At 61.0% G+C, this 21,993-nt stretch carries 19 protein-coding genes; 9 read left to right on the top strand and 10 right to left on the bottom strand.

What is annotated here, in order from left to right:
- Together BM382_RS07520 and BM382_RS07525 are read right to left on the bottom strand one after the other, a co-directional pair.
- A complete protein-coding gene (locus BM382_RS07520) occupies nucleotides 1-999 on the bottom strand; it encodes a class I SAM-dependent methyltransferase (protein ID WP_011063369.1) in 999 nt (332 codons plus the stop codon).
- A gap of 31 nt (nucleotides 1,000-1,030) precedes the next feature.
- Complete coding sequence (locus tag BM382_RS07525) at nucleotides 1,031-1,996, bottom strand: 2-hydroxyacid dehydrogenase (RefSeq protein ID WP_072442938.1); 966 nt, start codon at nucleotides 1,994-1,996, stop codon at nucleotides 1,031-1,033.
- An 84-nt stretch (nucleotides 1,997-2,080) separates the two neighbouring features.
- On the opposite strand from BM382_RS07525, the gene BM382_RS07530 reads away from it, so the two are divergent.
- Entirely contained in the window at nucleotides 2,081-2,710 is a 630-nt protein-coding gene (locus BM382_RS07530; RefSeq protein ID WP_011063367.1) for a LysE family translocator, read from the top strand.
- On the opposite strand, the gene BM382_RS07535 is transcribed toward BM382_RS07530, so the two are convergent.
- Nucleotides 2,694-3,467, bottom strand: coding sequence for an AraC family transcriptional regulator (locus BM382_RS07535; protein ID WP_072442516.1), 774 nt, complete (start codon nucleotides 3,465-3,467; stop codon nucleotides 2,694-2,696). The two genes, BM382_RS07530 and BM382_RS07535, sit on opposite strands and share 17 nt — an antisense overlap.
- 87 nt (nucleotides 3,468-3,554) lie before the next feature.
- Here BM382_RS07535 and BM382_RS07540 point away from each other — a divergent pair, with 87 nt between their 5' ends.
- From BM382_RS07540 to BM382_RS07560, 5 genes are all read left to right on the top strand, one after another.
- Nucleotides 3,555-4,739: an MFS transporter gene (locus tag BM382_RS07540; protein ID WP_011063365.1), complete on the top strand. Its 1,185-nt coding sequence runs from the start codon at nucleotides 3,555-3,557 to the stop codon at nucleotides 4,737-4,739.
- Between the two features lie 146 nt (nucleotides 4,740-4,885).
- Nucleotides 4,886-6,568, top strand: coding sequence for a fatty acid--CoA ligase (locus tag BM382_RS07545; protein ID WP_019093006.1), 1,683 nt, complete (start codon nucleotides 4,886-4,888; stop codon nucleotides 6,566-6,568).
- 338 nt (nucleotides 6,569-6,906) lie between these two features.
- On the top strand, nucleotides 6,907-8,796 hold the full coding sequence (locus BM382_RS07550; RefSeq protein WP_011063363.1) for a DUF1302 domain-containing protein: 1,890 nt from the start codon (nucleotides 6,907-6,909) through the stop codon (nucleotides 8,794-8,796).
- Between the two features lie 30 nt (nucleotides 8,797-8,826).
- A complete protein-coding gene (locus BM382_RS07555) occupies nucleotides 8,827-10,191 on the top strand; it encodes a DUF1329 domain-containing protein (protein ID WP_011063362.1) in 1,365 nt (454 codons plus the stop codon).
- 293 nt (nucleotides 10,192-10,484) lie between these two features.
- Entirely contained in the window at nucleotides 10,485-13,220 is a 2,736-nt protein-coding gene (locus tag BM382_RS07560; protein ID WP_072442518.1) for a winged helix-turn-helix domain-containing protein, read from the top strand.
- 24 nt (nucleotides 13,221-13,244) lie between these two features.
- Here BM382_RS07560 and BM382_RS07565 read toward each other — a convergent pair whose 3' ends face one another.
- The 3 genes from BM382_RS07565 to BM382_RS07575 form a co-directional block, all read right to left on the bottom strand.
- On the bottom strand, nucleotides 13,245-14,147 hold the full coding sequence (locus BM382_RS07565; RefSeq protein WP_011063360.1) for a LysR family transcriptional regulator: 903 nt from the start codon (nucleotides 14,145-14,147) through the stop codon (nucleotides 13,245-13,247).
- A 233-nt stretch (nucleotides 14,148-14,380) separates the two neighbouring features.
- Complete coding sequence (locus tag BM382_RS07570) at nucleotides 14,381-15,712, bottom strand: sensor histidine kinase (RefSeq protein ID WP_072442520.1); 1,332 nt, start codon at nucleotides 15,710-15,712, stop codon at nucleotides 14,381-14,383.
- Nucleotides 15,705-16,379: a response regulator transcription factor gene (locus BM382_RS07575; RefSeq protein WP_019093010.1), complete on the bottom strand. Its 675-nt coding sequence runs from the start codon at nucleotides 16,377-16,379 to the stop codon at nucleotides 15,705-15,707. The genes BM382_RS07570 and BM382_RS07575 overlap by 8 nt, the downstream gene beginning before the upstream one ends.
- A gap of 139 nt (nucleotides 16,380-16,518) precedes the next feature.
- On the opposite strand from BM382_RS07575, the gene BM382_RS31565 reads away from it, so the two are divergent.
- The 3 genes from BM382_RS31565 (at nucleotide 16,519) to BM382_RS07585 (ending at nucleotide 17,602) form a co-directional block, all read left to right on the top strand.
- Nucleotides 16,519-16,701, top strand: a complete 183-nt coding sequence (locus BM382_RS31565) for a hypothetical protein (protein ID WP_011063357.1) — start codon at nucleotides 16,519-16,521, stop codon at nucleotides 16,699-16,701.
- A complete protein-coding gene (locus tag BM382_RS07580) occupies nucleotides 16,682-16,936 on the top strand; it encodes a hypothetical protein (RefSeq protein ID WP_011063356.1) in 255 nt (84 codons plus the stop codon). The genes BM382_RS31565 and BM382_RS07580 overlap by 20 nt, the downstream gene beginning before the upstream one ends.
- A 165-nt stretch (nucleotides 16,937-17,101) precedes the next feature.
- A complete protein-coding gene (locus tag BM382_RS07585) occupies nucleotides 17,102-17,602 on the top strand; it encodes a methylated-DNA--[protein]-cysteine S-methyltransferase (protein WP_011063355.1) in 501 nt (166 codons plus the stop codon).
- 84 nt (nucleotides 17,603-17,686) lie between these two features.
- Here the strand turns inward: BM382_RS07585 and wecB are convergent, their stop codons facing one another.
- The 4 genes from wecB to BM382_RS07605 all read right to left on the bottom strand — a co-directional run bounded on the left by wecB (nucleotide 17,687) and on the right by BM382_RS07605 (nucleotide 21,992).
- Complete coding sequence (gene wecB / locus BM382_RS07590; RefSeq protein ID WP_072442522.1) at nucleotides 17,687-18,814, bottom strand: non-hydrolyzing UDP-N-acetylglucosamine 2-epimerase; 1,128 nt, start codon at nucleotides 18,812-18,814, stop codon at nucleotides 17,687-17,689.
- Nucleotides 18,807-19,817, bottom strand: a complete 1,011-nt coding sequence (locus tag BM382_RS07595; RefSeq protein WP_011063353.1) for a nucleoside-diphosphate sugar epimerase/dehydratase — start codon at nucleotides 19,815-19,817, stop codon at nucleotides 18,807-18,809. The genes wecB and BM382_RS07595 overlap by 8 nt, the downstream gene beginning before the upstream one ends.
- 86 nt (nucleotides 19,818-19,903) lie before the next feature.
- On the bottom strand, nucleotides 19,904-20,761 hold the full coding sequence (locus tag BM382_RS07600) for a dTDP-4-dehydrorhamnose reductase family protein (RefSeq protein ID WP_019096021.1): 858 nt from the start codon (nucleotides 20,759-20,761) through the stop codon (nucleotides 19,904-19,906).
- 1 nt (nucleotide 20,762) lies between these two features.
- The gene (locus tag BM382_RS07605) at nucleotides 20,763-21,992 is read right to left on the bottom strand and encodes a glycosyltransferase family 4 protein (protein WP_072442524.1); all 1,230 of its coding nucleotides are present in this window, start codon (nucleotides 21,990-21,992) and stop codon (nucleotides 20,763-20,765) included.
- Nucleotide 21,993: the final 1 nt, after the last annotated feature.

Genomic DNA, 21,993 nt, shown 5'->3' on the forward strand with positions numbered 1-21,993 from the left:
TCAGCCACGCTTGGCCCGATAAATGCGAAAGCCCTGGCCTTCGGCCTTGATCGCACAGGGCCCCAGGTGCTCTTCGATCAGCGGCTGGTAGCGCAGGAAGCTGTTGGCAACTACTCGCAGTTCTCCACCTTTTTGCAGATGTTTGGCTGCTTTTCGCAGCAGGTTTTCCGTTGCCTGGTAGTCGGTATGGACCCCGGTGTGGAAGGGCGGATTGGTCAGGATGCCGTTCAGCCCCATGGGCGCGGCGTCGATTCCGTCACCGGTCAGCACCTCGGCTTCCAGGCCGTTGGCCGCCAGGGTCAGGCGGCTGCTGGCGGCGGCGAAGGCGTCCACATCCAGCAGGGTCACGCGGCTGTCCGGGTAGCGGCGTTTCACTGTGGCCCCGAGCACTCCGGCACCGCAGCCGAAGTCCAGCAGGTGGCCGGCGGGCAGGTGGTCCAGGTGCTCCAGCAGCAGCGCGGTGCCGCGATCCAGCCGGCCATGGCTGAACACCCCCGGCAGGCTGATGACTTTCAGCGGGCCTTCGGCCAGAGGCAGTTCGTACTCCTGGGCCAGGCTCTGCAGGGTGAGCGGTTCGGGAGCATTGGCCACCGTGACCTGCCACAGCTGGCAGTGCCGGGCGCTATCGAGCTTGCGCGGTTTGCCGAAGGGGTTGAGTTGCTTGGCCGCACTCTCCACGCCGCTGCGCTTCTCGCCCACCAGGTACAGTTCGCGCCCGGCCAGGCGCGAGGCCAGGGCGTTGAGCAGGTAGTCGGTGAGGTCCTTGGATTTGGGCAGGAACAGCACGGCGCTGTCGAAGGATTGGGCCGGTGCGTCTACGCCAAAGTGACTGCGGCCGGGAAAGCGCGCCTCCAGGGCTGCCTGGTCGCCGGCGTGCCAGCTCCAGCCCCGGGCATTGGGCAGGCGGCCCAGCAGATCGTCGGCGGCCAGGCCGGCCAGCAGCAGTGAGCCTTGAAACAATTCAGCCTGACGCAACAGTACTTCACTGCGTGTGTCCATGATCCGCCCCCGAAAAAAGTGGCGAAGTTTATCAACTCACGACCCGCAGCGGGGCGCCGCTGAAGAAGGCGTGGGCGTTTTGCGTCAATTGACCGACGATTCGCTGGCGGGCCTCGCGGCTGCCCCAGGCGTTGTGTGGAGTGACGATCAGGCGCGGAATGTCGCCGGCCAGCAGGGGGTTGCCAGCCACCGGGGGTTCGACGCTGAGCACATCGGTGGCTGCACCACCCAGGTGACCATTGCGCAATGCATCGGCCAGGGCCTGTTCATCGATCAGCCCGCCGCGGGCGGTGTTGACCACCAGGGCTCCGGGCTTGAGCAGGGCCAGTTCCCGGGCACCGATAAAGTGGCGGGTGTGCTCGTTGAGGGGGCAGTGCAGGGTCAGGGCGTCCACTTGCGGCAGCAGTTCCTCCAGCGGCAGGCGGTCCGGGCGGGTCGGGCGGCCTGGAATCTGCCCCAGCAGCACACGCATGCCAAAGGCTTCGGCCAGGCGGGCCACCGCGCTGCCCAGTTCGCCATTGCCCAGCAGGCCCAGGGTCTTGCCCGCCAGTTCGATGATCGGGTAGTCCAGCAGGCAGAACTGACTGGCCTGTTGCCAGCGCCCGGCAGCCACGGCCTGCTGGTAATCGGCGACCCGGGTGGCCAGGTTGAGCAGCAGCATCAGGGTGTGCTGGGCCACCGAGGGAGTGCCGTAGCCCTGGCAGTTGCTGACGGTGATCCCCTGCTTGCGGGCTGCGGCCAGGTCGACATTGTTGGTGCCGGTGGCGGCCACCAGGATCAGTTGCAGGTCGGGGCAGGCGGCCAGGGTTTCGGCTGTCAGTGCCACCTTGTTGCTGATGGCCACCCGGGCTCCCTGCAGGCGTTCGGCGACCTGTTCCTGCGCTGTGTGGGCATGTACTTGCAGAGGGCTGAAGCTGTCATGCAGCGCACCCAGGTCCAGGTCACCGAGGTCCAGTGAGCTGTGATCGAGGAAGACTGCGCGGCGATTGTTAGTCATGAACTGTACCTTTTGCACGAGGGTTCTAAGGCGTAATCTGCCGAGCCTAACAGATGAAATAATTAGACATACACAGGAGCCTGCATGTACTTCACCGAGTTCTTGACCGTTGCCCTCATCCATCTTCTGGCAGTGGCCAGCCCCGGCCCGGACTTCGCCGTGGTGGTGCGTGAAAGCGTGACCCACGGCCGTCGAGCCGGCACCTGGACCGCGCTGGGCGTGGGCTGCGCAATCTTCCTGCACGTGGGTTACTCGCTGCTGGGGATCGGCCTGATCGTTTCCCAGTCCATCGTTCTGTTCAACGCACTGAAGTGGCTGGCTGCGGCCTACCTGCTGTACATCGGCTACAAGGCCCTGCGTGCCCAGCCGGCCAAACCGGCGGCCGACGACCTGCACAAGGAAGCCGGGGTCCGCACTGCGCGTGGGGCCTTCACTTCAGGCTTTGTCACCAATGGTCTGAACCCCAAGGCGACGCTGTTCTTTCTCTCGCTGTTCACCGTGGTGATCAACCCGCATACGCCGCTGGCGATCCAGGCCGGGTATGGCGTGTATCTGGCGGTGGCCACCGCTGTGTGGTTCTGCCTGGTGGCCATGCTCTTCAGCCAGCAGCGGGTTCGTGCCGGCTTTGCCCGCATGGGCCACTGGTTCGACCGCACCATGGGCGCAGTGCTGATCGCCATCGGCGTGAAGCTGGCTTTCACCGAGATGCATTGATTGCGCTGAGCTGATTCAAGGCCGCCACGTAATGCCGTGGCGTATCCCCGAGCAAACGGCAGAACATCGCGCTGAAGGCCCGGGCGCTGCCGTATCCCAGCGAGTCGGCCACGCTGTGCACGCTTTCCCCGGCGAGCAGGCGTGGCAGGGCTTCCATCAGGCGCACCTGCTGGCGCCAGGCATTGAAATTCATCTGCACCTGCTTCTGGAACAGCCGCGCCAGGGTTCGTGAACTGGCGCCGACCTGCTGCGCCCAGTCTTCCAGGGTGTGGGGGTGATCCGGGGTCTGTATCAAGGTCCGGCAGATGGCTTGCAAGCGCCGGTCCTGGGGCATGGGAATGTGCAGCGGAAGGTTTTCCAGGGCGGCGATTTCTTCCAGCATCAATTGCTGGATCAAGGGGTTTTCCGCTTGTTCCGGACCTTGCACGGCACGCAGGATCAACTCCCGCAGCAACGGTGTGACCGCCAGGACGCAGCATTGGCGCAATGCGGGCGCAGACAGCTCCGGGTCGATGAACAGAGAGCGCATGCGCACCTCGCCAACCATGAAGATTTCATGCTCCACCAGTGGCGGGATCCACACCGCCCGGCTCGGTGGGATCACCCAGGCGCCCTGGGCGGTGACCAGGCGCATGGTGCCGCAGGCGGCGTAGAGAAACTGCGCCTCGCGATGGCGGTGCAACGGTTGATACGCGGCGTCGGGGTAGTCCCGTGGATAGGCGCTGACCGGCCCATGGTGGAAGTGGTCGATTAACATGTCCGGTCCAATGACTTTGTTGTCAGAAATGCGGTGGATTGCCAAATTAGCATAGGCGGCACAACAACCAACCCCCGGTGTGTCGCCATGAATCAAGCCCGAAACGTGATCCGCTACGTCAACGCCGCCCATGTCATCGATCACATGTTCATGCTGATCTTTCCCGCTGCCGTGCTGGGCATGACCCAGGCCTTTGGCCTGGACTATGCCGGGCTGATCGGTCTGTCCCTGGGTGGTTTCATCGCTTTTGGCGCCTGTTCGCTACCGGCCGGTTGGCTGGGGGATCACTGGAGTCGGCGGCAGATGATGCTGCTGTTCTTTTTCGGCATCGGTGGCGCTTCGATCCTCACCGGGCTCAGTAATAGCCCGAGCATGCTGGTGATCGGGCTGACCCTGATGGGAATATTCGCCGCTATCTATCATCCGGTGGGCACCGCGATGCTGGTGGCCTATGCGCAGAATCGCGGGCGCGAGATCGGCATCAACGGTATGTGGGGCAACCTCGGCGTGGCCTTCTCGGCCTTGATTACCGGCTTGCTGGTGGCGCAGTTCGGCTGGCGCTCGGCGTTCATCCTGCCAGGGGGCGTGGCCATCCTTCTGGGGGTCGGCTTTGCCTTGCAGGTGCGTGACGAGCCTGCCCCCGCACGCGCCCATGTGCCGCTCAAGGGCAAGGGCGGGCAGCAGATCTCCATGCTCCTGGTGTTCGGCGTGCTGGCCCTGGCCACAGCCACCGGCGGGGTGGTCTTCAACGCCACCACCATGACTTACCCGAAGCTGTTCCAGGAACGCTTGCATGAATTGTTCACCTCGCCGCAGACCCTGGGGGTGGTGGTCAGCCTGGCCTATGCCTTCGGCGCAGTGGCGCAGTTGTTGATCGGCCGGGTATTGCACCGCTTCAGCCTGAAGTGGCCGTTCATCATTTTGACTCTGCTCCAGGCCCCGTTGCTGCTGGCGATGGCCGACAGCCAGGGTTGGGGTGTGATCGTCCTGGGTGCGGCCTTCATGTTCGTGGTGTTTGGCCAGGTCACGGTGAACGATGCCATGGTCGCCAACTTCGTTGCGCCCCAGTGGCAGTCGCGAATCTTCGCCTTGCGTTACTGCCTGTCGTTCGGTGCCAGTGCCACGGCGATTCCGCTGATTGCTCTGGTGGAACCGCGTCAGGGCCTGAGCGGCCTGTACCTGGTCCTGGCGGGGGTCGCGGCGCTGACGTTTGCCGCGGCGCTGGCCTTTCCCCGCACCCCGGCGGAGGCAGCCGTGGGGCAAAGCGCCTGAGGTCGTGCAGGGCCGTAACAATACTGGCCTGAAGCTAGTATTTGTACGGCCCTGCAAATCATTCCTTTGGCTGATTTAGCGGGCGCGCAGGAGCTCTAGAGTGGTTATCCTCCAGTCACGACCGAGCCGTCAGAAAAGGGATTCTTATGTTGCAGACTCGCGTTATTCCTCCCGCCGAAGGCGCCTACCAATACCCACTTCTGATCAAGCGCTTGCTGATGTCCGGCACCCGCTACGAAAAAACCCGCGAGATCATCTACCGTGACCAGTTGCGCTACACCTATCCGACCCTGATCGAGCGGGTGGCGCGCCTGGCCAATGTGCTGACCGCGGCCGGGGTCAAGGCGGGGGACACCGTGGCGGTCATGGACTGGGACAGCCATCGCTACCTGGAGTGCATGTTTGCCATCCCGATGATCGGTGCGGTGATCCACACCATCAACGTGCGTCTGTCGCCGGAGCAGATTCTCTACACCATGAACCATGCCGAGGACCGCTTCGTGCTGGTCAACAGCGAGTTCGTCGGCCTGTACCAGGCGATTGCCGGGCACCTGACCACGGTGGAGAAAACCCTGCTGCTCACCGATGCCCCGGAGAAAACTGCCGAGCTGCCGAACCTGGTGGGCGAGTACGAGACCTTGCTCGCCGCCGCCAGCCCCCAGTACGCGTTCGAGGATTTCGACGAGAACTCGGTGGCCACCACCTTCTACACCACCGGCACCACCGGCAACCCCAAGGGCGTGTACTTCACCCACCGCCAGCTGGTGCTGCACACCCTGGGGGTGTCCACCATCATGGGGGCCATCGACAGCGTGCGCCTGCTGGGCACCAACGATGTGTACATGCCCATCACCCCGATGTTCCACGTACACGCCTGGGGCTTGCCGTACGTGGCCACCATGCTCGGGCTCAAACAGGTCTATCCCGGGCGCTACGACCCGGAGTACCTGGTGGAGCTGTGGCGCCGGGAGAAGGTCACCTTCTCTCACTGCGTGCCGACCATCTTGCAGATGGTGCTCAATGCCAAGGCGGCCCAGGGTACCGATTTCGGCGGCTGGAAGATCGTCATCGGCGGCAGTGCGCTGAACCGCGCGCTGTACGAGGCGGCCAAGGCCAAGGGCATCCAGCTGACGGCTGCCTACGGCATGTCGGAAACCGGACCGCTGGTGTCCTGTGCACACCTGAACGATGAACTGATGGCGGGCAGCGAGGACGAGCGCACCACCTACCGCATCAAGGCCGGAGTACCGGGGCCGCTGGTGGAGGCGGCGATCATCGATGCCGAAGGCAACTTCCTCCCGGCGGACGGCGAGGCCCAGGGCGAGCTGGTGCTGCGGGCGCCCTGGCTGAGCGAAGGTTATTTCAACGAGCCGCAAAAAGGCGCCGAGCTCTGGGAAGGCGGCTGGCTACATACCGGTGACGTGGCAACCCTGGACAGCATGGGGGTGATCGACATCCGCGACCGGATCAAGGACGTGATCAAGACCGGTGGCGAGTGGATCTCCTCCCTGGACCTGGAGGACCTCATCAGCCGCCACGTAGCGGTACGTGAAGTAGCAGTGGTGGGCATTGCCGATCCGCAGTGGGGCGAACGCCCATTCGCCCTGCTGGTCATCCGCGAGGGCCATGAGATTGGCGCCCGCGAGCTCAAGGAACACCTCAAGCCCTTCGTCGAGCTGGGCCACCTGAGCAAGTGGGCGATTCCCAGTCAGATCGCCCTTGTTACTGAAATTCCCAAGACCAGCGTTGGCAAGCTCGACAAGAAGCGCATCCGCGTCGACATCAGCGAGTGGCAGGCCAGCAACAGCACCTTCCTCTCCACGCTCTGAGCGTCCTCTGCCGTGCCCGCCAGGGCACGGCATGCCCACCCGGCAAGCCTTTGCCTTGTACTCACGGATTTTTCAGTCATTCTTGCCGCGCCGTTTTTCAAAGGTTATGGCAAAGGGCTGTTCCAGTGCGGTGGGTGGCTGCAAATCACACTTTAGAGGGATCAAGCAGTAATCCCTGCTGGATATAGTCCGTTCACGGATTTTTCTGAACGACGGAGCATTGCGGGGGGCTCGCGCCACGCAACTTCGGAGCCGGGACAAGTGTTCATTCAACCGGTATTCGAAGCGTTTTCAGAAAAGCGTACTGCCATAACAATAATGCACATGGAGTAGCGTCGATGACATCAGCAAACCAGTTCTGGCGCCGGGCGAAACTGCCCCTGGCCGTCGGTCTCGCCTCCACGCTCGCCGGGCCGGCATTCGGCGTCAGCTTCAACATCGGTGAAATCGAAGGCAGCTTCGATTCGTCCCTGTCGGTGGGGGCCAGCTGGTCGACCGCCGGGCGCAACAAGGACCTGATCGGGGTCAACAACGGCGGCAAGGGCCTGTCCCAGACCACCGATGACGGCCACTTGAACTTCAACAAGGGCCAGACCTTCTCGAAGATCTTCAAGGGTATCCATGACCTGGAATTGAAGTACGGCGATACCGGTGTGTTTGTCCGTGGCAAGTACTGGTATGACTTCAAGCTCAAAGACGAAGACATGGACTTCAAGAACATCAGCGACAACAACCGCAAGGAAGGCGCCAAGTCTTCCGGCGGTCAGATCCTCGATGCCTTCGTCTATCACAACTACTCCATTGCCGATGAGCCAGGTTCGGTGCGCTTCGGTAAGCAGGTGGTGAGTTGGGGCGAAAGTACCTTCATTGGTGGCGGTATCAACTCGATCAACCCGATCGACGTGTCGGCGTTCCGCCGTCCTGGTGCCGAGGTCAAGGAAGGTCTGATTCCGGTCAACATGTTCTACATCTCCCAGAACCTGACCGAGAACCTGTCGGCCGAAGCGTTCTACCAGTTGGAGTGGGACCAGACCGTTACCGATAACTGCGGAACCTTCTTCTCGCAGCCGGACAACATTTCCGATGGCTGTGACGACAATCTGCGTCTGCTCGCCAAGCGTTCGACCATCGCCGCCACGGCGCCGGGGCGCGCGGCCCTGGCCGCGATGCAGGCTCGTGGCGTCGACGTCAACGAAGAAGGCACGCTGGTGCGTCGCAGTGGCGACCGAGATGCCCGTGACAGCGGCCAATTCGGTGCGGCGTTCCACTACAACTTCGAGCCGCTGGACACCGAGTTCGGTGCCTACTTCATGAACTATCACAGCCGAGCGCCGATCTTCAGTGCCACGGCGGCACCACAGTCGGCTTACAACATCGCTCCTGGCTTTGGCTCTCTGGCGCCGGTGTGGATCGCCGGTAATTCGAAGTACTTCGTTGAGTATCCAGAAGACATTCGCCTGTATGGCTTGAGTTTCTCCACCACCCTGCCTACGGGGACGGCGTGGAGCGGTGAAATCAGCTACCGGCCGAATGCGCCTGTACAACTCAACTCTACCGATATTCTCTATTCCGCCGTTCGACCTCTGAAGGGGGCATTCGCCAACGCCTCGCTGCTTGAAGGTGTAGCGGGGCAGGACCTTCACGGCTATCGCCGCAAGGAAGTCACTCAGTTCCAGACCACCTTCACGCACTTCTTCGATCAGGTCATGGGCGCCAGCCGTCTGACGCTGGTGGGTGAGGTGGGGGTTACCCACGTCGGTGGCCTTGAGAGCAAGTCGGATGTCCGCTATGGACGTGATCCGGTGTTTGGTCCTGGCGCCTTGCCAGCCACCGGCGGGCAAAACACCTGTCGTGCGCTTAACTCCACCACCATTGCCGGTGCAGGTCCTGGTGCAGACGCCAGCAATCTGAGCGCCAACTGCAACAACGATGGCTTCACCACCGCCACCTCCTGGGGCTACCGCGGCCGTGCCATCTGGGAGTACCCGGATGTGTTCGCTGGTGTGAACCTCAAGCCGAACGTGGCTTGGTCCCATGACGTCAAGGGTTACTCGCCAGGTCCTGGCGGCAACTTCGAAGAAGGCCGCAAGGCCATCAGCCTGGGGCTGGATGCCGAGTACCAGAACACCTACACCGCGAGCCTGGCCTACACCAACTTCTTCGGTGGCGACTACAGCACCGTGGATGACCGGGACTTCCTCGCCTTGAGCGTTGGCGTGAACTTCTAAGCACACTGCATTTTCAGGAAGAACAACAATATGAAAATCACCAAGAGTCTGTTGCACGTCGGTGTGCTGGGACTGTCACTGCTGGCCACCGGGGTCATGGCCGCGGTCTCGGCCGATGAAGCCGCCAAGCTGGGTACCAGCCTGACGCCGATGGGCGCGGAAATGGCCGGCAATGCCGCCGGCACCATTCCGGCCTGGAAGCCACTGGCGACCAATGCTGGCACCGTGGACAGCAAGGGTTTCCTGTCCAACCCCTACGGCAGCGAGCAGCCGCTGTTCACCATCACCGCGCAGAACGTCGAGCAGTACAAGGACAAGCTGGCGCCGGGGCAGTACGCGATGTTCAAGCGCTACCCGGAAACCTTCAAGATGCCGGTCTACCCGTCCCATCGCGGGGCCACCGTGCCGGCTGACGTGTTCGCCGCGATCAAGCGCAACGCTACCAGCACCAACCTGGTGTCCGGCGGCAACGGCCTGGAGAACTTCGAAACCGCGATTCCGTTCCCGATCCCGAAAAGCGGCGTGGAAGTCATCTGGAACCACATCACCCGCTATCGCGGTGGCAGTGTGACCCGCCTAGTGACCCAGGCCACGCCACAGGCCAACGGCTCCTACAGCCTGGTGTACTTCCAGGACCAGTTCGTGTTCCGCGACAAGATGAAGGACTACGATCCGAAAAACCCTGGCAACATCCTGTTCTACTTCAAGCAGAAAGTGACCGCGCCAGCGCGCCTGGCCGGTGGCGTGCTGCTGGTGCACGAAACCCTCGACCAAGTGAAGGAGCCGCGTTCGGCCTGGGTCTACAACGCGGGTCAGCGCCGCGTACGCCGCGCCCCGCAAGTGTCCTATGACGGCCCGGGTACCGCTGCCGACGGCCTGCGTACTTCCGACAACCTGGACATGTACAACGGTGCGCCGGATCGCTACGACTGGAAGCTGGAAGGCAAGAAGGAGATGTACATCGCTTCCGACAGCTACAAGCTCGACTCGCCGACCCTGAAGTACGCCGACATCATCAAGGCCGGCCACATCAACCAGGACCTGGCTCGCTATGAACTGCGCCGGGTCTGGCATGTGGTGGCAACCTTGAAGGAAGGCCAGCGCCACATCTACGCCAAGCGTGACTTCTACATCGACGAAGACACCTGGCAGGCCGCGGTGATCGACCACTACGACGGTCGTGGCCAGCTGTGGCGCGTGGCCGAGGCTCACGCCGAGAACTACTACGACAAGCAAGTGCCGTGGTACGCCCTGGAAACCCTCTACGACCTGCAGTCCGGCCGTTACCTGGCCCTGGGCATGAAGAACGAAGAGAAACAGGCCTACGACTTCGGTTTCACCGCCACCACCAGCGATTTCACCCCAGCCGCCCTGCGTCAGGACGGGGTTCGCTGAGCCGCTGCAAATAGAGGCCGCATCCTCGGAAAAAGCCCCGACCTGGTTCGGGGCTTTTTTTTGCCTGAGGCCCGGCCTTGGAATCCATCGGGGTACAGACGGCTTTCTCTAAGCTAATTAGCCACTTAATCAATAAATAAACGAAATATCCTTCAATCATTCAGAGTTATCTGACCAATTTGCTCATAGTCTTTTTCGCCCGAATGGTCGCAAAAATCTTCAACAGGTGGCCTTTTACCGCTAGTCTGCGGACATCTGCTACGCCGACAACCGTACATCAATAAGAGTTGGCCATGACTGACCTGTCCCCCCTGCAACGGCCTACCAGCGCGGTGATCCCCGCTCTGGAGGGGCGTTTTTATCGACCCCCCCTGCCCGATGGATACGTGCAGCGGCCGCGTCTTTGCGAGCGCCTGGGCGCCGGGTTGAAGGGGCGATTGCTGCTGGTCTGTGCGCCTGCCGGGTTTGGCAAGAGCTCGCTGGCCGTGGAGTTTTGCCAGGGCCTACCGGATAACTGGCAGAGCCTGTGGCTGGGGTTGAGCCGCCGGGACAGCGATCCCGGGCGTTTCCTCGAGCGTCTGTTGGCCGGTCTGCAGCAGTACTTTCCCCAATTGGGACGGCAGTCCCTGGGCCTGTTGAAAATGCGTCAGCGCCACCAGCCCTTCGCCTTTGAAGAGTGGCTGGACGGCCTGCTGGATGAGCTGGCGGTGCAATTGACCGGTGCCAGTCCGTTATTGCTGGTGCTGGACGACTATCACCTGGCCCAGGGGCCGGTCCTCGATCGTTGCCTGCAGTTTTTTCTCAATCACCTGCCCGATGGCTTGCTGGTGCTGGTCACTAGCCGCCAACGTCCGGACTGGCACCTGGCGCGGCTGCGGTTGTCCCGGCAACTGCTGGAGCTGCACGAGCAGGATTTGCGCCTGACCCACGACGAGTCCCTGAGCCTGCTCGACCGGCACAGCAGTTCGCTGCGCGGCGAAGCCCTGGAAAACCTGATTCAGCGCAGCGAAGGCTGGGTGGCCGGGCTGCGTTTCTGGCTGCTGGCGGCGTCCGAGGCGGGAGCCGGGGGCGCGCTACCCCAGGGCCTGCATGGCGGGGAAGGACTGATCCGCGACTACCTGTTGGAAGAGGTCATCGACTGCCTGCCCGCCGAAGTGCAGTCATTCCTGTATGACACGGCGCCCCAAGAGCGGTTTTGCGCCGAGCTGTGCGATGCCCTGCGCGAAGCCCATGACAGCGCCGAGATCCTGGGTTTCCTCCAGGCTCACCAGGTATTCCTGGTGCCCCTGGATGAACACGGCCATTGGTATCGTTATCACCACCTGTTTTCCGACCTGCTGCGCAGCCGGCCCACGGCCAATGCCCTGGTGCCAGCGGCCAGCCTGCACCTGCGCGCCTGTCGCTGGTTCAACGCCCAGGGGCTGCTCGACGAAGCGGTGGAGCAAGCGCTGCGCGCCGGGCACCTGGACGTGGCGGCCAACCTGGTGCAGAACCTGTCCGAAGAGCAACTGCTGGCGGAACAGAACGTCGGCATGCTGCTGCGCTGGAAGATGGACCTGCCCGACAGCCTGCTGATCAGCACGCCGCGGCTGATCGTGCTCTACAGCTGGGCCCTGGGCCTGGCCTGCCAGCTGGATGCGGCGGAGGAACTGGCCAATCACCTGAGTCGTTTCCTGCCGGCCCCTTCGGCCACGGCGCAGAAGTCGATGTTGGCGCAATGGCTGGCCCTGAGCGGAATCATCGCCCGTGGCCGCGGCCAGCGGGAAAACACCCTGGCCTATTGCAGCGAGGCCCTGGAAAGCCTGCCGCCCAAACGTTATGGGCAGCGCCTGATGTGCCTGTCGACCTTGTCCAACCTGGCCATTACCGATGCCGATCTGTGGCGGGCCCGCAGCCTCAATCGCGAATCCCTGGAGCTGGCGCAACGGGTCGGCAATCCGTTGTTCGAAGCCCTGGCCCACTACGACCGTGCCCGGGTCCTGCAGGCCCGCGGCGAAGTGCTGCGGGCGCAGGAGGAGGTACACCAGGGGCTGCGGCGCCTGCAGGGCCTGTCGGCCCAGCGGTTGTATGCGGTGCGGGCCCGGCTGACCCTGTATGACGGTTATCTGCTGACCCTGCGCGCCCAGCCCGAGGCCGGCCTGTTGCGCTTGCAGGCCGGCCTGGTGGAGGCCCGGGCCTGTCGCGATATCAGCGTGCTGATCGGTCACTGCGTGATCGCCAAGCAGGAAGGCCTGGGTGGCGAGTTCTCCCGAGCCTTCGCCGAGCTGGCGGAAGCCGAGCGCTTGATGCACATCTGGGACGTGCCACCGATCTATTACCTGGCAATGATCACCCTGGTGAAATGCGAGCTGTGGCTGGCCCAGGGGCGTACCGATCTGGCCGAAGCCTGGCTGGCCCGCCTGGGCCAGACCTACACCGGCGAACAGGCGGCGGCGCCACCGGAGTTCCACCCGCAACTGCCGTTGCACATCGAATTGCAGCAAGCCCAGCTTGAAAGCATCAAGGGCGATCTGGGCCGGGCGGAGCAGCGCTTGAATCGGTTGGTCGAACATGGCCAGCAAAGCGGCCGGCAGTTGCTGAGCGTGATGGCCCTGACCCAGAAAGCCGCACTGTTGCTGGCGGCCGGTCGCGGTCCGCAGGCCCGCCAGGACCTGGCCCAGGCTCTGGAGGCCGGGGTTGGAGGCGCGATGCAGCCGTTCATGGCATTGCTCCATGGCCATCCCGGCTGGATGCGTGAGCAGTTGCAGCAGGGCGTATCGACAGCGCTGACCCAGGCATTGCTGGAGCGGTTGCCGGCAGCATCGCGTGAGCCTCAGGAGATCGCAGCCCATAACGAGTCCTTGAGCTCCCGAGAGCTTTCAGTGTTGCAGTTGATCGCCCAGGGCTGCTCCAATCAGGAAATCAGCGAGCGCCTGTTCATCTCGCTGCATACGGTGAAGACCCATGCCAGCCATATCAACAGCAAGCTGGGGGTAGAGCGCCGGACCCAGGCCGTGGCCCGGGCCCAGGAGCTGGGGTTGCTGGGGTAGGCGCTGCGCCACTGGCTGCCGGGGCTAGCGGGCCAGGTGCTCCTTGCAGTAGTCGGCGAACAACCGCGCCGGCTTGGTCAGTTGGCCACGTTTGAGCCAGGCGGCCACCAGGCCTGAACCTGTGACGTCCTCGACAATGTCGACACACACCACCGGCTTGCCATCGTAGGAAAAAGGCGAGTGGGGGCGGGTGACCAGGATCGAGAAACCGAAGCCCTGGCCGACCATCCCGCGCACCATCTCGATGGACGGTGAGCTGAAGGCAATCTGCGGCGTCAGCCCCAGTTCTTCGAACAGGCTGACGAAATAGGTGCGGCTCGGTTGCACGTCCAGCAGGATCATCGGCTCCAGGCACAGGTCGCGCAGCGATACCTGGGGCTGCTTGGCGTAGCGATGGCCGGCCGGCAGCAAGGCGTAAGGCCGTTGCGGCGGCATCAGTGGCTCGGTTTCGATGGTGCCGTCCAGGTCATGCTCATAGAGGATCGCCAGATCGAACGCGCCACCGGTCAGGCCCTGTACCAGTTCCTGCTGCTCGCCATCACGGATGCGGATTTCCACCCCGGGATAGAGCGCGCTGAAGCCGGCGATCAGTTGTGGCAGGTACAACGGTGCCACGGTTTCGAAGCAGCCGATGTCGATCTGTCCGGCGACCACGTCGTTGTCTGCCAGGGCGTTCTGCTCGAACTCCTTGGCCATGCGCAGCAGCTCCTGGGCCTTGCGGTAGAAACGTGCCCCGCTGGGGGTCAGGGAGACGCCGAGAGCATGGTGACGAATCAGCAATTGCACGCCGAAGCTGTCCTCCAGGCCCTTGATGGCGGTGGATATCGACGGCTGGGCGATGTACAGCTTGCGTGATGCCTCGGCGACGCTGCCGCACTCGACGGTGGTGATGAAGTACTTCAGTTGACGCAGATTGTAGGCAGCCACAGCGAACCTCGTTCTTTGCCCGGGCACGGGGGAAGGGCGGCCGGGTCAGGGTGACCCGGGACCTGCATGCATCACCGCGCATGCAGTGCGCTTGATACAAGCAAGTTACGCACCGGCAAGGCACCCCCCGGCGTGTTTTTTTGTCCCGCAACGATACTCACAAGTGCCGGGAGGGAGGGCATGGTCAAGGCAGTTTTTTCATCGCTTGCGAGCACATTTTTCCTCGCTTGGCTTCAGGCACTCTCCTCGCCGGGATCGGCGGGCGGGGCTTCCTCGGTCGGGCTGGCGTCGAAGTCCAGGGTGACGCTGAAGCGTTGCTCCTCCACCAGCACGTCGATGCGCCAGCCCAGGCGGGCACACAACTGGCGCATCAGTTCCAGGCCCAGGCCGTAGCCGTAGTCGCTGGAAGGCTCGATCTGCTTGGCTTCGCGGATGCGGTTGAGAATGCGCAGGCGCGGGTAGTCGAAGTGGATCTCGATGGTGCCGTCATCGGCATATTGCAGGGCATTGCGCAGGAAGTTGCCGACCACGATTCGGCAGGCGGTCAGGGGCAGGCGGCAGGGCGTGGTGCTGATGTCCAGGGTCAGTTCGATATCCCGTGTCCCGATCAGGTAGCGCTGCTCCTGGATCAGCTCGTTGACCAGCCCGCTCATGTCGATGGGCTCCTCGGGCAGGGCTTCGGGCAGCTCGCGGCTCATCCACAGCAAGGTCTCGGCGATGCGCTGCATGTTCAGCACCGAGCGTTCGATACGTTGCAGGGGCGGCGGCAGGGCGCCGCCGGATTGCAGGGTCAGCAGCTCGATATTGGCCTTGAGCACTGCCAGCGGGGTACGCAGTTCATGGCTGGTGTAGCGTAGCAGCCGACCTTCACGCAGGCTGGCTGCCTGGACCTGTTGGATGCTCTGGGCCAGGGCGTCGGCCAGCATATTGAATTCCTTGAAGCTGAAATTGGGCCGTTCGCCGGCCACCGTGTCGGGGTCCTTGAGGGTACTGGACCACTGGGACAGGCGGCCCAGGGGCCGCACCAGCCACCAGACCAGCAGGGCAATGATGATCAGCGCCGGTATGAACACCGCCAGGCTGATGAAAATCACCCCGTGCAGTTCACGGTCCAGGTAGGCATCGGACAGTGGCGTCTCGACTTCGCCGCCTTCTTCTTGGTCATGGTCGACGTCGTACATGTACAGGGTCTTGCCGTCCGCCAGGGGTTGGGCAAGGATCGCCCGGCCTTCATCGTCGTCATCGGAATCCAGGTCGCCAAAGACCTGGACTGCACCGAAGGACAGGCTCGGGGGCGTGTCCAGCAATTGGCGGACCTTCTCGGGCAGCGCCTCCTTGCCGATGACGCTGGTATAGAAATAGTTGTGCGGCGGCGGGGTCGTGGGGTCCTTGTTGTAGTGCCTGGCGAAGTACTGGGCTTCTTCCTCCATCATCGCGCTGGCGGTGTAGAGCAGGCCGCGGACGCTGTATTCCGGCAGCAGCAGACTGTAGATCAGCAGTACCACGGCAATCAGCAGCAGGAAGCTGCCGCTGATCACCCATTTCAAACTCAGGCCGTTACGCATGTGACCTCAGCTGTATGCCAATACCGGGAAGGGTGTGGATCAGGGGCTGGTCGAAGGACTTGTCCACAGTCTTGCGCAGCCGGTGCATATGCACCTTGAGGGTGTTGCTGTCGGGCGGCTCGTCGCCCCAGATCGTCGCCTCCAGGCGTTCCCGGGTGACAGGTTCGGGGCTGGCGCGCATCAGGCATTCCAGCAGGGTCCAGCAGATGGGCGACAGGTGCAGTTCCTGGCCGGCGCGGCTGACCTTGCGGGTGGTCAGCTCCATCACCAGGTCGGCCACCTGCAGGCGGCTGGCCTGGCCGCTGCGGCGCAGGCTCAGGGCGCGGATCCTGGCCACCAGCTCGGCCAGTTCGAAGGGCTTGACCAGATAATCGTCGGCACCGGCGGCAAAGCTGGCGAGCTTGTCCGACAGGGCATCCAGCGAGGTGAGCATGAGGATGGGAGTCTGGCTGCCGTGTTGGCGCAGTTGTTCGCACAGCTGCTGGCCGTCCAGCCGCGGCAGCATGATGTCCAGGAGGATCACGTCGTAATGCTGGCTCAGGGCCAGGTTAAGGCCGGTCTGGCCGTTGCTGGCGTGGTCGCAGACGATGCCGCCGATTTCCAGGTACTCGATGACGGTATTGGCCAGGTCGAGGTTGTCCTCGACCAGCAGCAGGTGAATATGCACGGAAACGTCCCCTTGGACCCTTGGCACTCGATGGCCCGAAGGATAGCGGAAGCCGAGGCTTTTCCATTGATGTTTACCCGCTGTTAACCCGGCGCTCTCTAAGCTCAGGCTCTTCTTAACTGCAGAGCGCGGCACAGCCATGAACCTGTCTTCAGTGCTCAAAGGCATCCTGCTGGTGTTGATTCTTCTCGGCCTGATGGCTTGCGTCCTGCCGTCCGGGGCACCCATGGTGCGCCTTGGGGACGGCGGCCCCTTGAGCTTGTTCCTGCTGGGGCATGACCTGCAACGGGCGGAGGCCGAGCATGTCGCGGGTATCGTCTGACGATAGCGGCGCCGGCTACACCGACCAGTTGGTGCTGTGTCTGATGCTGATCCTGTGTGTATCCATTTCCCTGGGTGCCTATATCGTGCGCTTCAACGCCCAGATCGACCGCCAGCGCGAGCTGTCGCCGGTGCACTTGCTGGAGTGTGGTCAGGGGCGGGGGGCCTTTATCGTCGACCCCCATGGCCGGCTTAGCAGCAGCGACAATTGCTACCTGGTGGACGAAGACGACTAGCCTCGCCGCCTGGCAGCGCCCAGAATGATCCGCCTTCGAGTTCCAGCGCAAGAAACGAGGTTCTTGCGCTGAAATCTCGTTCTACAGTGCAGGCGTACTGAGATGAAGGCGGCGAACCCCAGGGTTGCCGGCCTGATTTCCCTGGCGGATTGAAGGAGAACTGCGATGTCCTGCGTATTCAAGAAAATGGCGTCCCCGGTTGGCCAACTGACCCTGGTCGCCCGGGGAGCGAAGCTGGCGGCGATTCTGTGGGAGCACGAGCGGCAGAACCGGGTGCGCCTGGGCCCGCTGCAGGAAGCCGCGGAGCATCCGCTGTTGCTGGAGACCGAGCGCCAGTTGCGCGAATACTTTGCCGGTACCCGCGAGCGTTTCGAGCTTGAGCTGGACTTTGTCGGCACCGAGTTCCAGCGCCAGGTCTGGCAAGCCCTGCTGACCATTCCTTTCGGCGAGACCCGCAGTTACAGCCAGATCGCCCGACAGATCGGCAATCCCACTGCAGTGCGTGCGGTAGGGGCGGCCAATGGGCGTAATCCGATCTCGATCGTCGCCCCCTGCCACCGGGTGATCGGCGCCTCGGGCAGCCTCACCGGTTTCGCCGGCGGTCTTGAGGCCAAGCAGTTCCTGTTGGCACTGGAAGGCGAGGAGACGTTGCAGCTGGCGTTTTGAATGTACTGAAGGCCCGGTGGTTGATGTGCTAACAAGTAGGCATCACCAGCTGGGCCTTCAGGCTATTACCTGCAAGATGCAGGCTTAGGTTTTACGCCAGACCGTACGATTGATGTAGTCGGTATAGCTGAGCACAACTCGAACGACTTGTAGCGATACCGGTCCACCTTGGTAGTCGGGGACAAGCGGAATTACCCGTTGTTGCCCATTGTGCTGAGCGGTGATGACCTTTACAGCAGCGAGTATCGAAGATTTATCCAGCCCGCTCATGATCAAGGTGCCTTCGTCCATCCCTTCTGGGCGTTCGTGGGCATTGCGTAAAGTTACTGCGGGAAGATTGAGCAGCGAAGCTTCTTCGGTGATGGTGCCACTGTCTGACAGGACGCAGAACGCCGACATCTGCAATTTGATGTAGTCCAGTAGTCCGAAGGGTTTGACGAAGCGGATCAGCGGATGATCCAGTGATTCACCCAATGCTTCCAGGCGTTTACGGGTACGCGGGTGTGTGGAAACGATCAGCGGGTAGCCGTACTCGTCGGCCAGAGCCCGCAGGCTTGCCAGTAGATCGCGAAGATTGTCGGGGGTATCGACGTTCTCTTCGCGATGTGTGCTGACAATGAAGAACTTCCCGACTTCTAGGCCACTGCGCTCAAGCACATCGGACTTCAGGATCTTGGGCATGTAATAGTCCAGGACTTCCTGCATGTGTGAACCAGTCTTGATGATGGTCTCCGGACGTATGCCTTCGGCGATCAGATAGCGCCGGGCATGTTCGGTCAGCACCATATTGATGTCGGACAAGTGGTCCAGCACCTTGCGGTTCAGTTCTTCAGGTACTCGCTGATCAAAGCAGCGGTTACCGGCTTCCATGTGGAATACCGGAATTTTGCGCCGTTTGGCTGCAATCACCGCAAGGCAGGTATTGGTGTCGCCATACAGCAATAGGGCATCAGGTTGTTCGAGTTCAAACACCTGGTCGGCCTTGGCGATAACTTCGGCAATGGTTTGTGCTGCTGTTTCACCGGCAGCGCCAAGGAAATGGTCGGGTTTACGAATCTCCAGGTCATCGAAGAAAACCTGGTTCAGTTCGTAATCGTAGTTTTGCCCCGAATGCACCAGTATGTGATCGACCTGCTTATCCAGCTCGGCAATCACTCGGCTCATCTTGATCAGTTCAGGTCGGGTTCCGACCAGGGTCATGACCTTAAGCATTGAGCTGCTCCTGGATGTAGTCGAGTTTGAGCAGCAGATGCTTGATGCCGGAAATGTCCAGACGTTCTGTATTGTGCGAGGTGTAGTCGTCCAGTTCGGAAATCTTCTCCTCACCCTCTACGAAATACTTCTTGTAGTTCAGGTCACGATTGTCTGCGGGAACCCGATAGTAGCGGCCCATATCCTCGGCTTTGGCCATTTCCTCACGCGATACCAGTGATTCATAGAGTTTTTCGCCATGGCGAGTACCAATCACCCGGACAGGGCTGTCGAGGGAGAACAACTCTTTCAGGGCTTGTGCCAGATCACCAACGGTAGAAGCAGGCGCCTTCTGCACGAACAGATCACCTTGTTGCCCATGTTCAAAAGCATGCAGTACCAGATCCACTGAGTCTTCCAGAGACATAAGGAATCGGGTCATCTGGGGATCTGTCACTGTCAGTGGCTCGCCCTTTCGGAGTTGCTCTACGAATAGCGGAATAACTGAGCCACGGGAAGCCATGACATTGCCGTAGCGTGTCGCGCAGATCACGGTACCGCCTTCCGGGATCATTCTCGACTTGGCTACCATGAGTTTCTCTGCCATGGCTTTGGAGATACCCATGGCATTGATTGGATACACCGCCTTATCGGTACTCAATACCACCACCCGTTTTACTCCACAGGCAATTGCGGCATTAAGTACGTTTTCAGTGCCCTGTACGTTTGTACGCACCGCCTCCATAGGATAAAACTCGCAGGATGGTACTTGCTTGAGCGCTGCTGCATGGAAGACATAGTCAACGCCAACCATGGCCTGCCTCAGGCTGTCCGGATCACGTACGTCGCCAATGTAGAACTTGACTTTGTCGTTCGCCAAGGCGATCCGCATGTCTTCCTGCTTCTTCTCGTCACGGGAAAAAATACGTATTTCGCGCACGTCGGTATTGAGGAAACGTCGCAACACCGTATGACCAAATGAGCCGGTGCCACCGGTGATCATCAATACCTTGTCGTTGAACATAAAACCTTCCAAATCGTGTAAGCCCAGCAACGGGTCAGGAAAAATATTGGTCAACTCCCCGGCAGGGAGCCACCCTTCCAATCGCCTTAGCGATTGGCGTGCATACTTTTGATAAGCTCTGGCCAAGAGGCAGCAATATACCCGGTAGCCTCACGGAAACGTTCACCGTTGAGTGAGCGGTCGATCACTAACGCATCATCAGGTTGGATTTCTATCTCATGGCCATATTCGTTGGCGACCATTCGTAACAAGTCCAACTTGTTAACCGGTGCTGCGGCAACATGATACAACCCACGGAGCTGCGGATGGGGCAGAACGTAGTCTTTCATCACCCGCGCCAACTCTACTGTGGGCAGGCCGGAGAATATGGCTTTGGAGAACCCCTTGACGCAGCCTTGCTGAGACAGGAACCAGTCAACCAGAGCGTTGCTTGATCCTAACTCATGGCCGATGATCGAGGTGCGCAGAGTGATCGCATGAGGCTCATCATGAAGCTCGCCGATGTACTTCGACTTGCCGTACAGATCCTCGGCGTCAGAGATATCCGATTCCAAGTAGCCGCCTTTGTTTCCAGAGAACACGCAGTCGGTACTCACGTGGATCAGTCGCGCGTGCGCTAGGGCGCACAAGCGTGCAAGGCGATGAGGCAGCATGGCGTTGATGGGCAGTGCTGTCAGAGGATCATTGGCATCGGCCAGTTGCTTGATCAAACCGACGCAGTTAATCACCACATCCGGGCGAACCTTCGCCAGTACTGTGGCCAGAGCGTCCTGATCCAGGACATCGACCCCTGTGATCAAGTGTGAGTGATAGGTTTCGGAGAAGTACCGAAGGGCTGATGGGCTGCGCAGCGTGCCCCACGTGTCATGCCCGGTATCACTGCTGAATACGCGAAAAACTGCTTGTCCGAGCATACCCGTGACGCCAAGAACTAATACTTTCATTTCAACCAACCTTACTTTTTGAGTCGTTTTCGAGCAGATCTACCAACACGGAAACCTGTCGGTTCATGTCGAAGTGTTCGTCAAAATATGCTCGGCCTGCGCGTCCCATGGCCTCTCGCTCACTTATGTCCAGCGCCTTCAGGCGACGTATGTTCGCTACCAGAGGTTGCACCTCTTCAGCAGCGGACGTATAGCCGGCTTCGGCCTCAAGTACGATCCTGGCACCTTCACCGTTGATGCTGGCTATGATCGGGCGCCCTGCTGCCAAATAGGCCTGAATTTTACTCGGGATTGTCTGGGCAAAAATGGGCTCATCTGTAAGCGAAACCAACAAAGCAGAGGCTCGCTCGAAAATCTGCGGCATGCTCTCCATTGAAAAGCGACCAGGCAAGATCAGATTGTCCAGGCCGTAAAGTTTCTTTTGGTTCTCAAGCCACTCCAATCGGCTACCGCTGCCGATCAATACCAGGCGAATCGATGAGTCGCTACGTAACTCCAATGCTGTTTGCAGCAGGGTGTCCAGAGACTGCGCGGTGCCAAGGTTACCGGCAAAGACCACACAAAAATGCTGATCGAGCAGATGACTGAGCGAGTCGGGGATCGCGGTTGCAGAAGTAGTCTTAGCGTCGAAAGAGTTTGGGTAATAAATAATCTTTTTTCTGGCGGCGTATTGCGCTACTGGATTGACAAAAGCTTTTGATTGAACCAGCAGAATATCGCAACAGCTATAGATCGCCTTTACCATACAGCCGACTGCTTTGAGCACGTGGCGATTTTTGACAAAGCCTGTCGCAGAAAGGCTTTCGGGCCACAAATCCTGTACCCACAGAGCCAGCTTTGCACCTTTGATCCACTTGAGCAGAATCGCCGGAACCACCTGAGTGATAGGAGAGGGAGCAAAGACCAAGATGGCGTCGAATTGGCGCTTGCGCAGCAACCAAGGAAAACATATCAATCCCAGGAGCATGAACGAAAGATAGTTGAGTACGAGATTTCTGGCCCCGCCGAGGCCGCGTGGCCATAGAGGTACCCGTACTACCTCGACGGTGTTCTGGAATCGCTCACGCTGTACGCCTCCTGCAGTATAACCGTTAAAAACCCTACCTTCCGGGTAGTTAGGCTTGCCTGTAGCAACAGTTACTTCATGACCTTGTTTTACCAAGTTTGAGACGATGTCATTTATGATGAAACTTTCAGGATAGAAGTACTGACTTAACATCAATATCCGCATT

The organism is Pseudomonas sp. NFPP25 (genome assembly GCF_900116505.1).
Taxonomy (GTDB): domain Bacteria; phylum Pseudomonadota; class Gammaproteobacteria; order Pseudomonadales; family Pseudomonadaceae; genus Aquipseudomonas; species Aquipseudomonas protegens.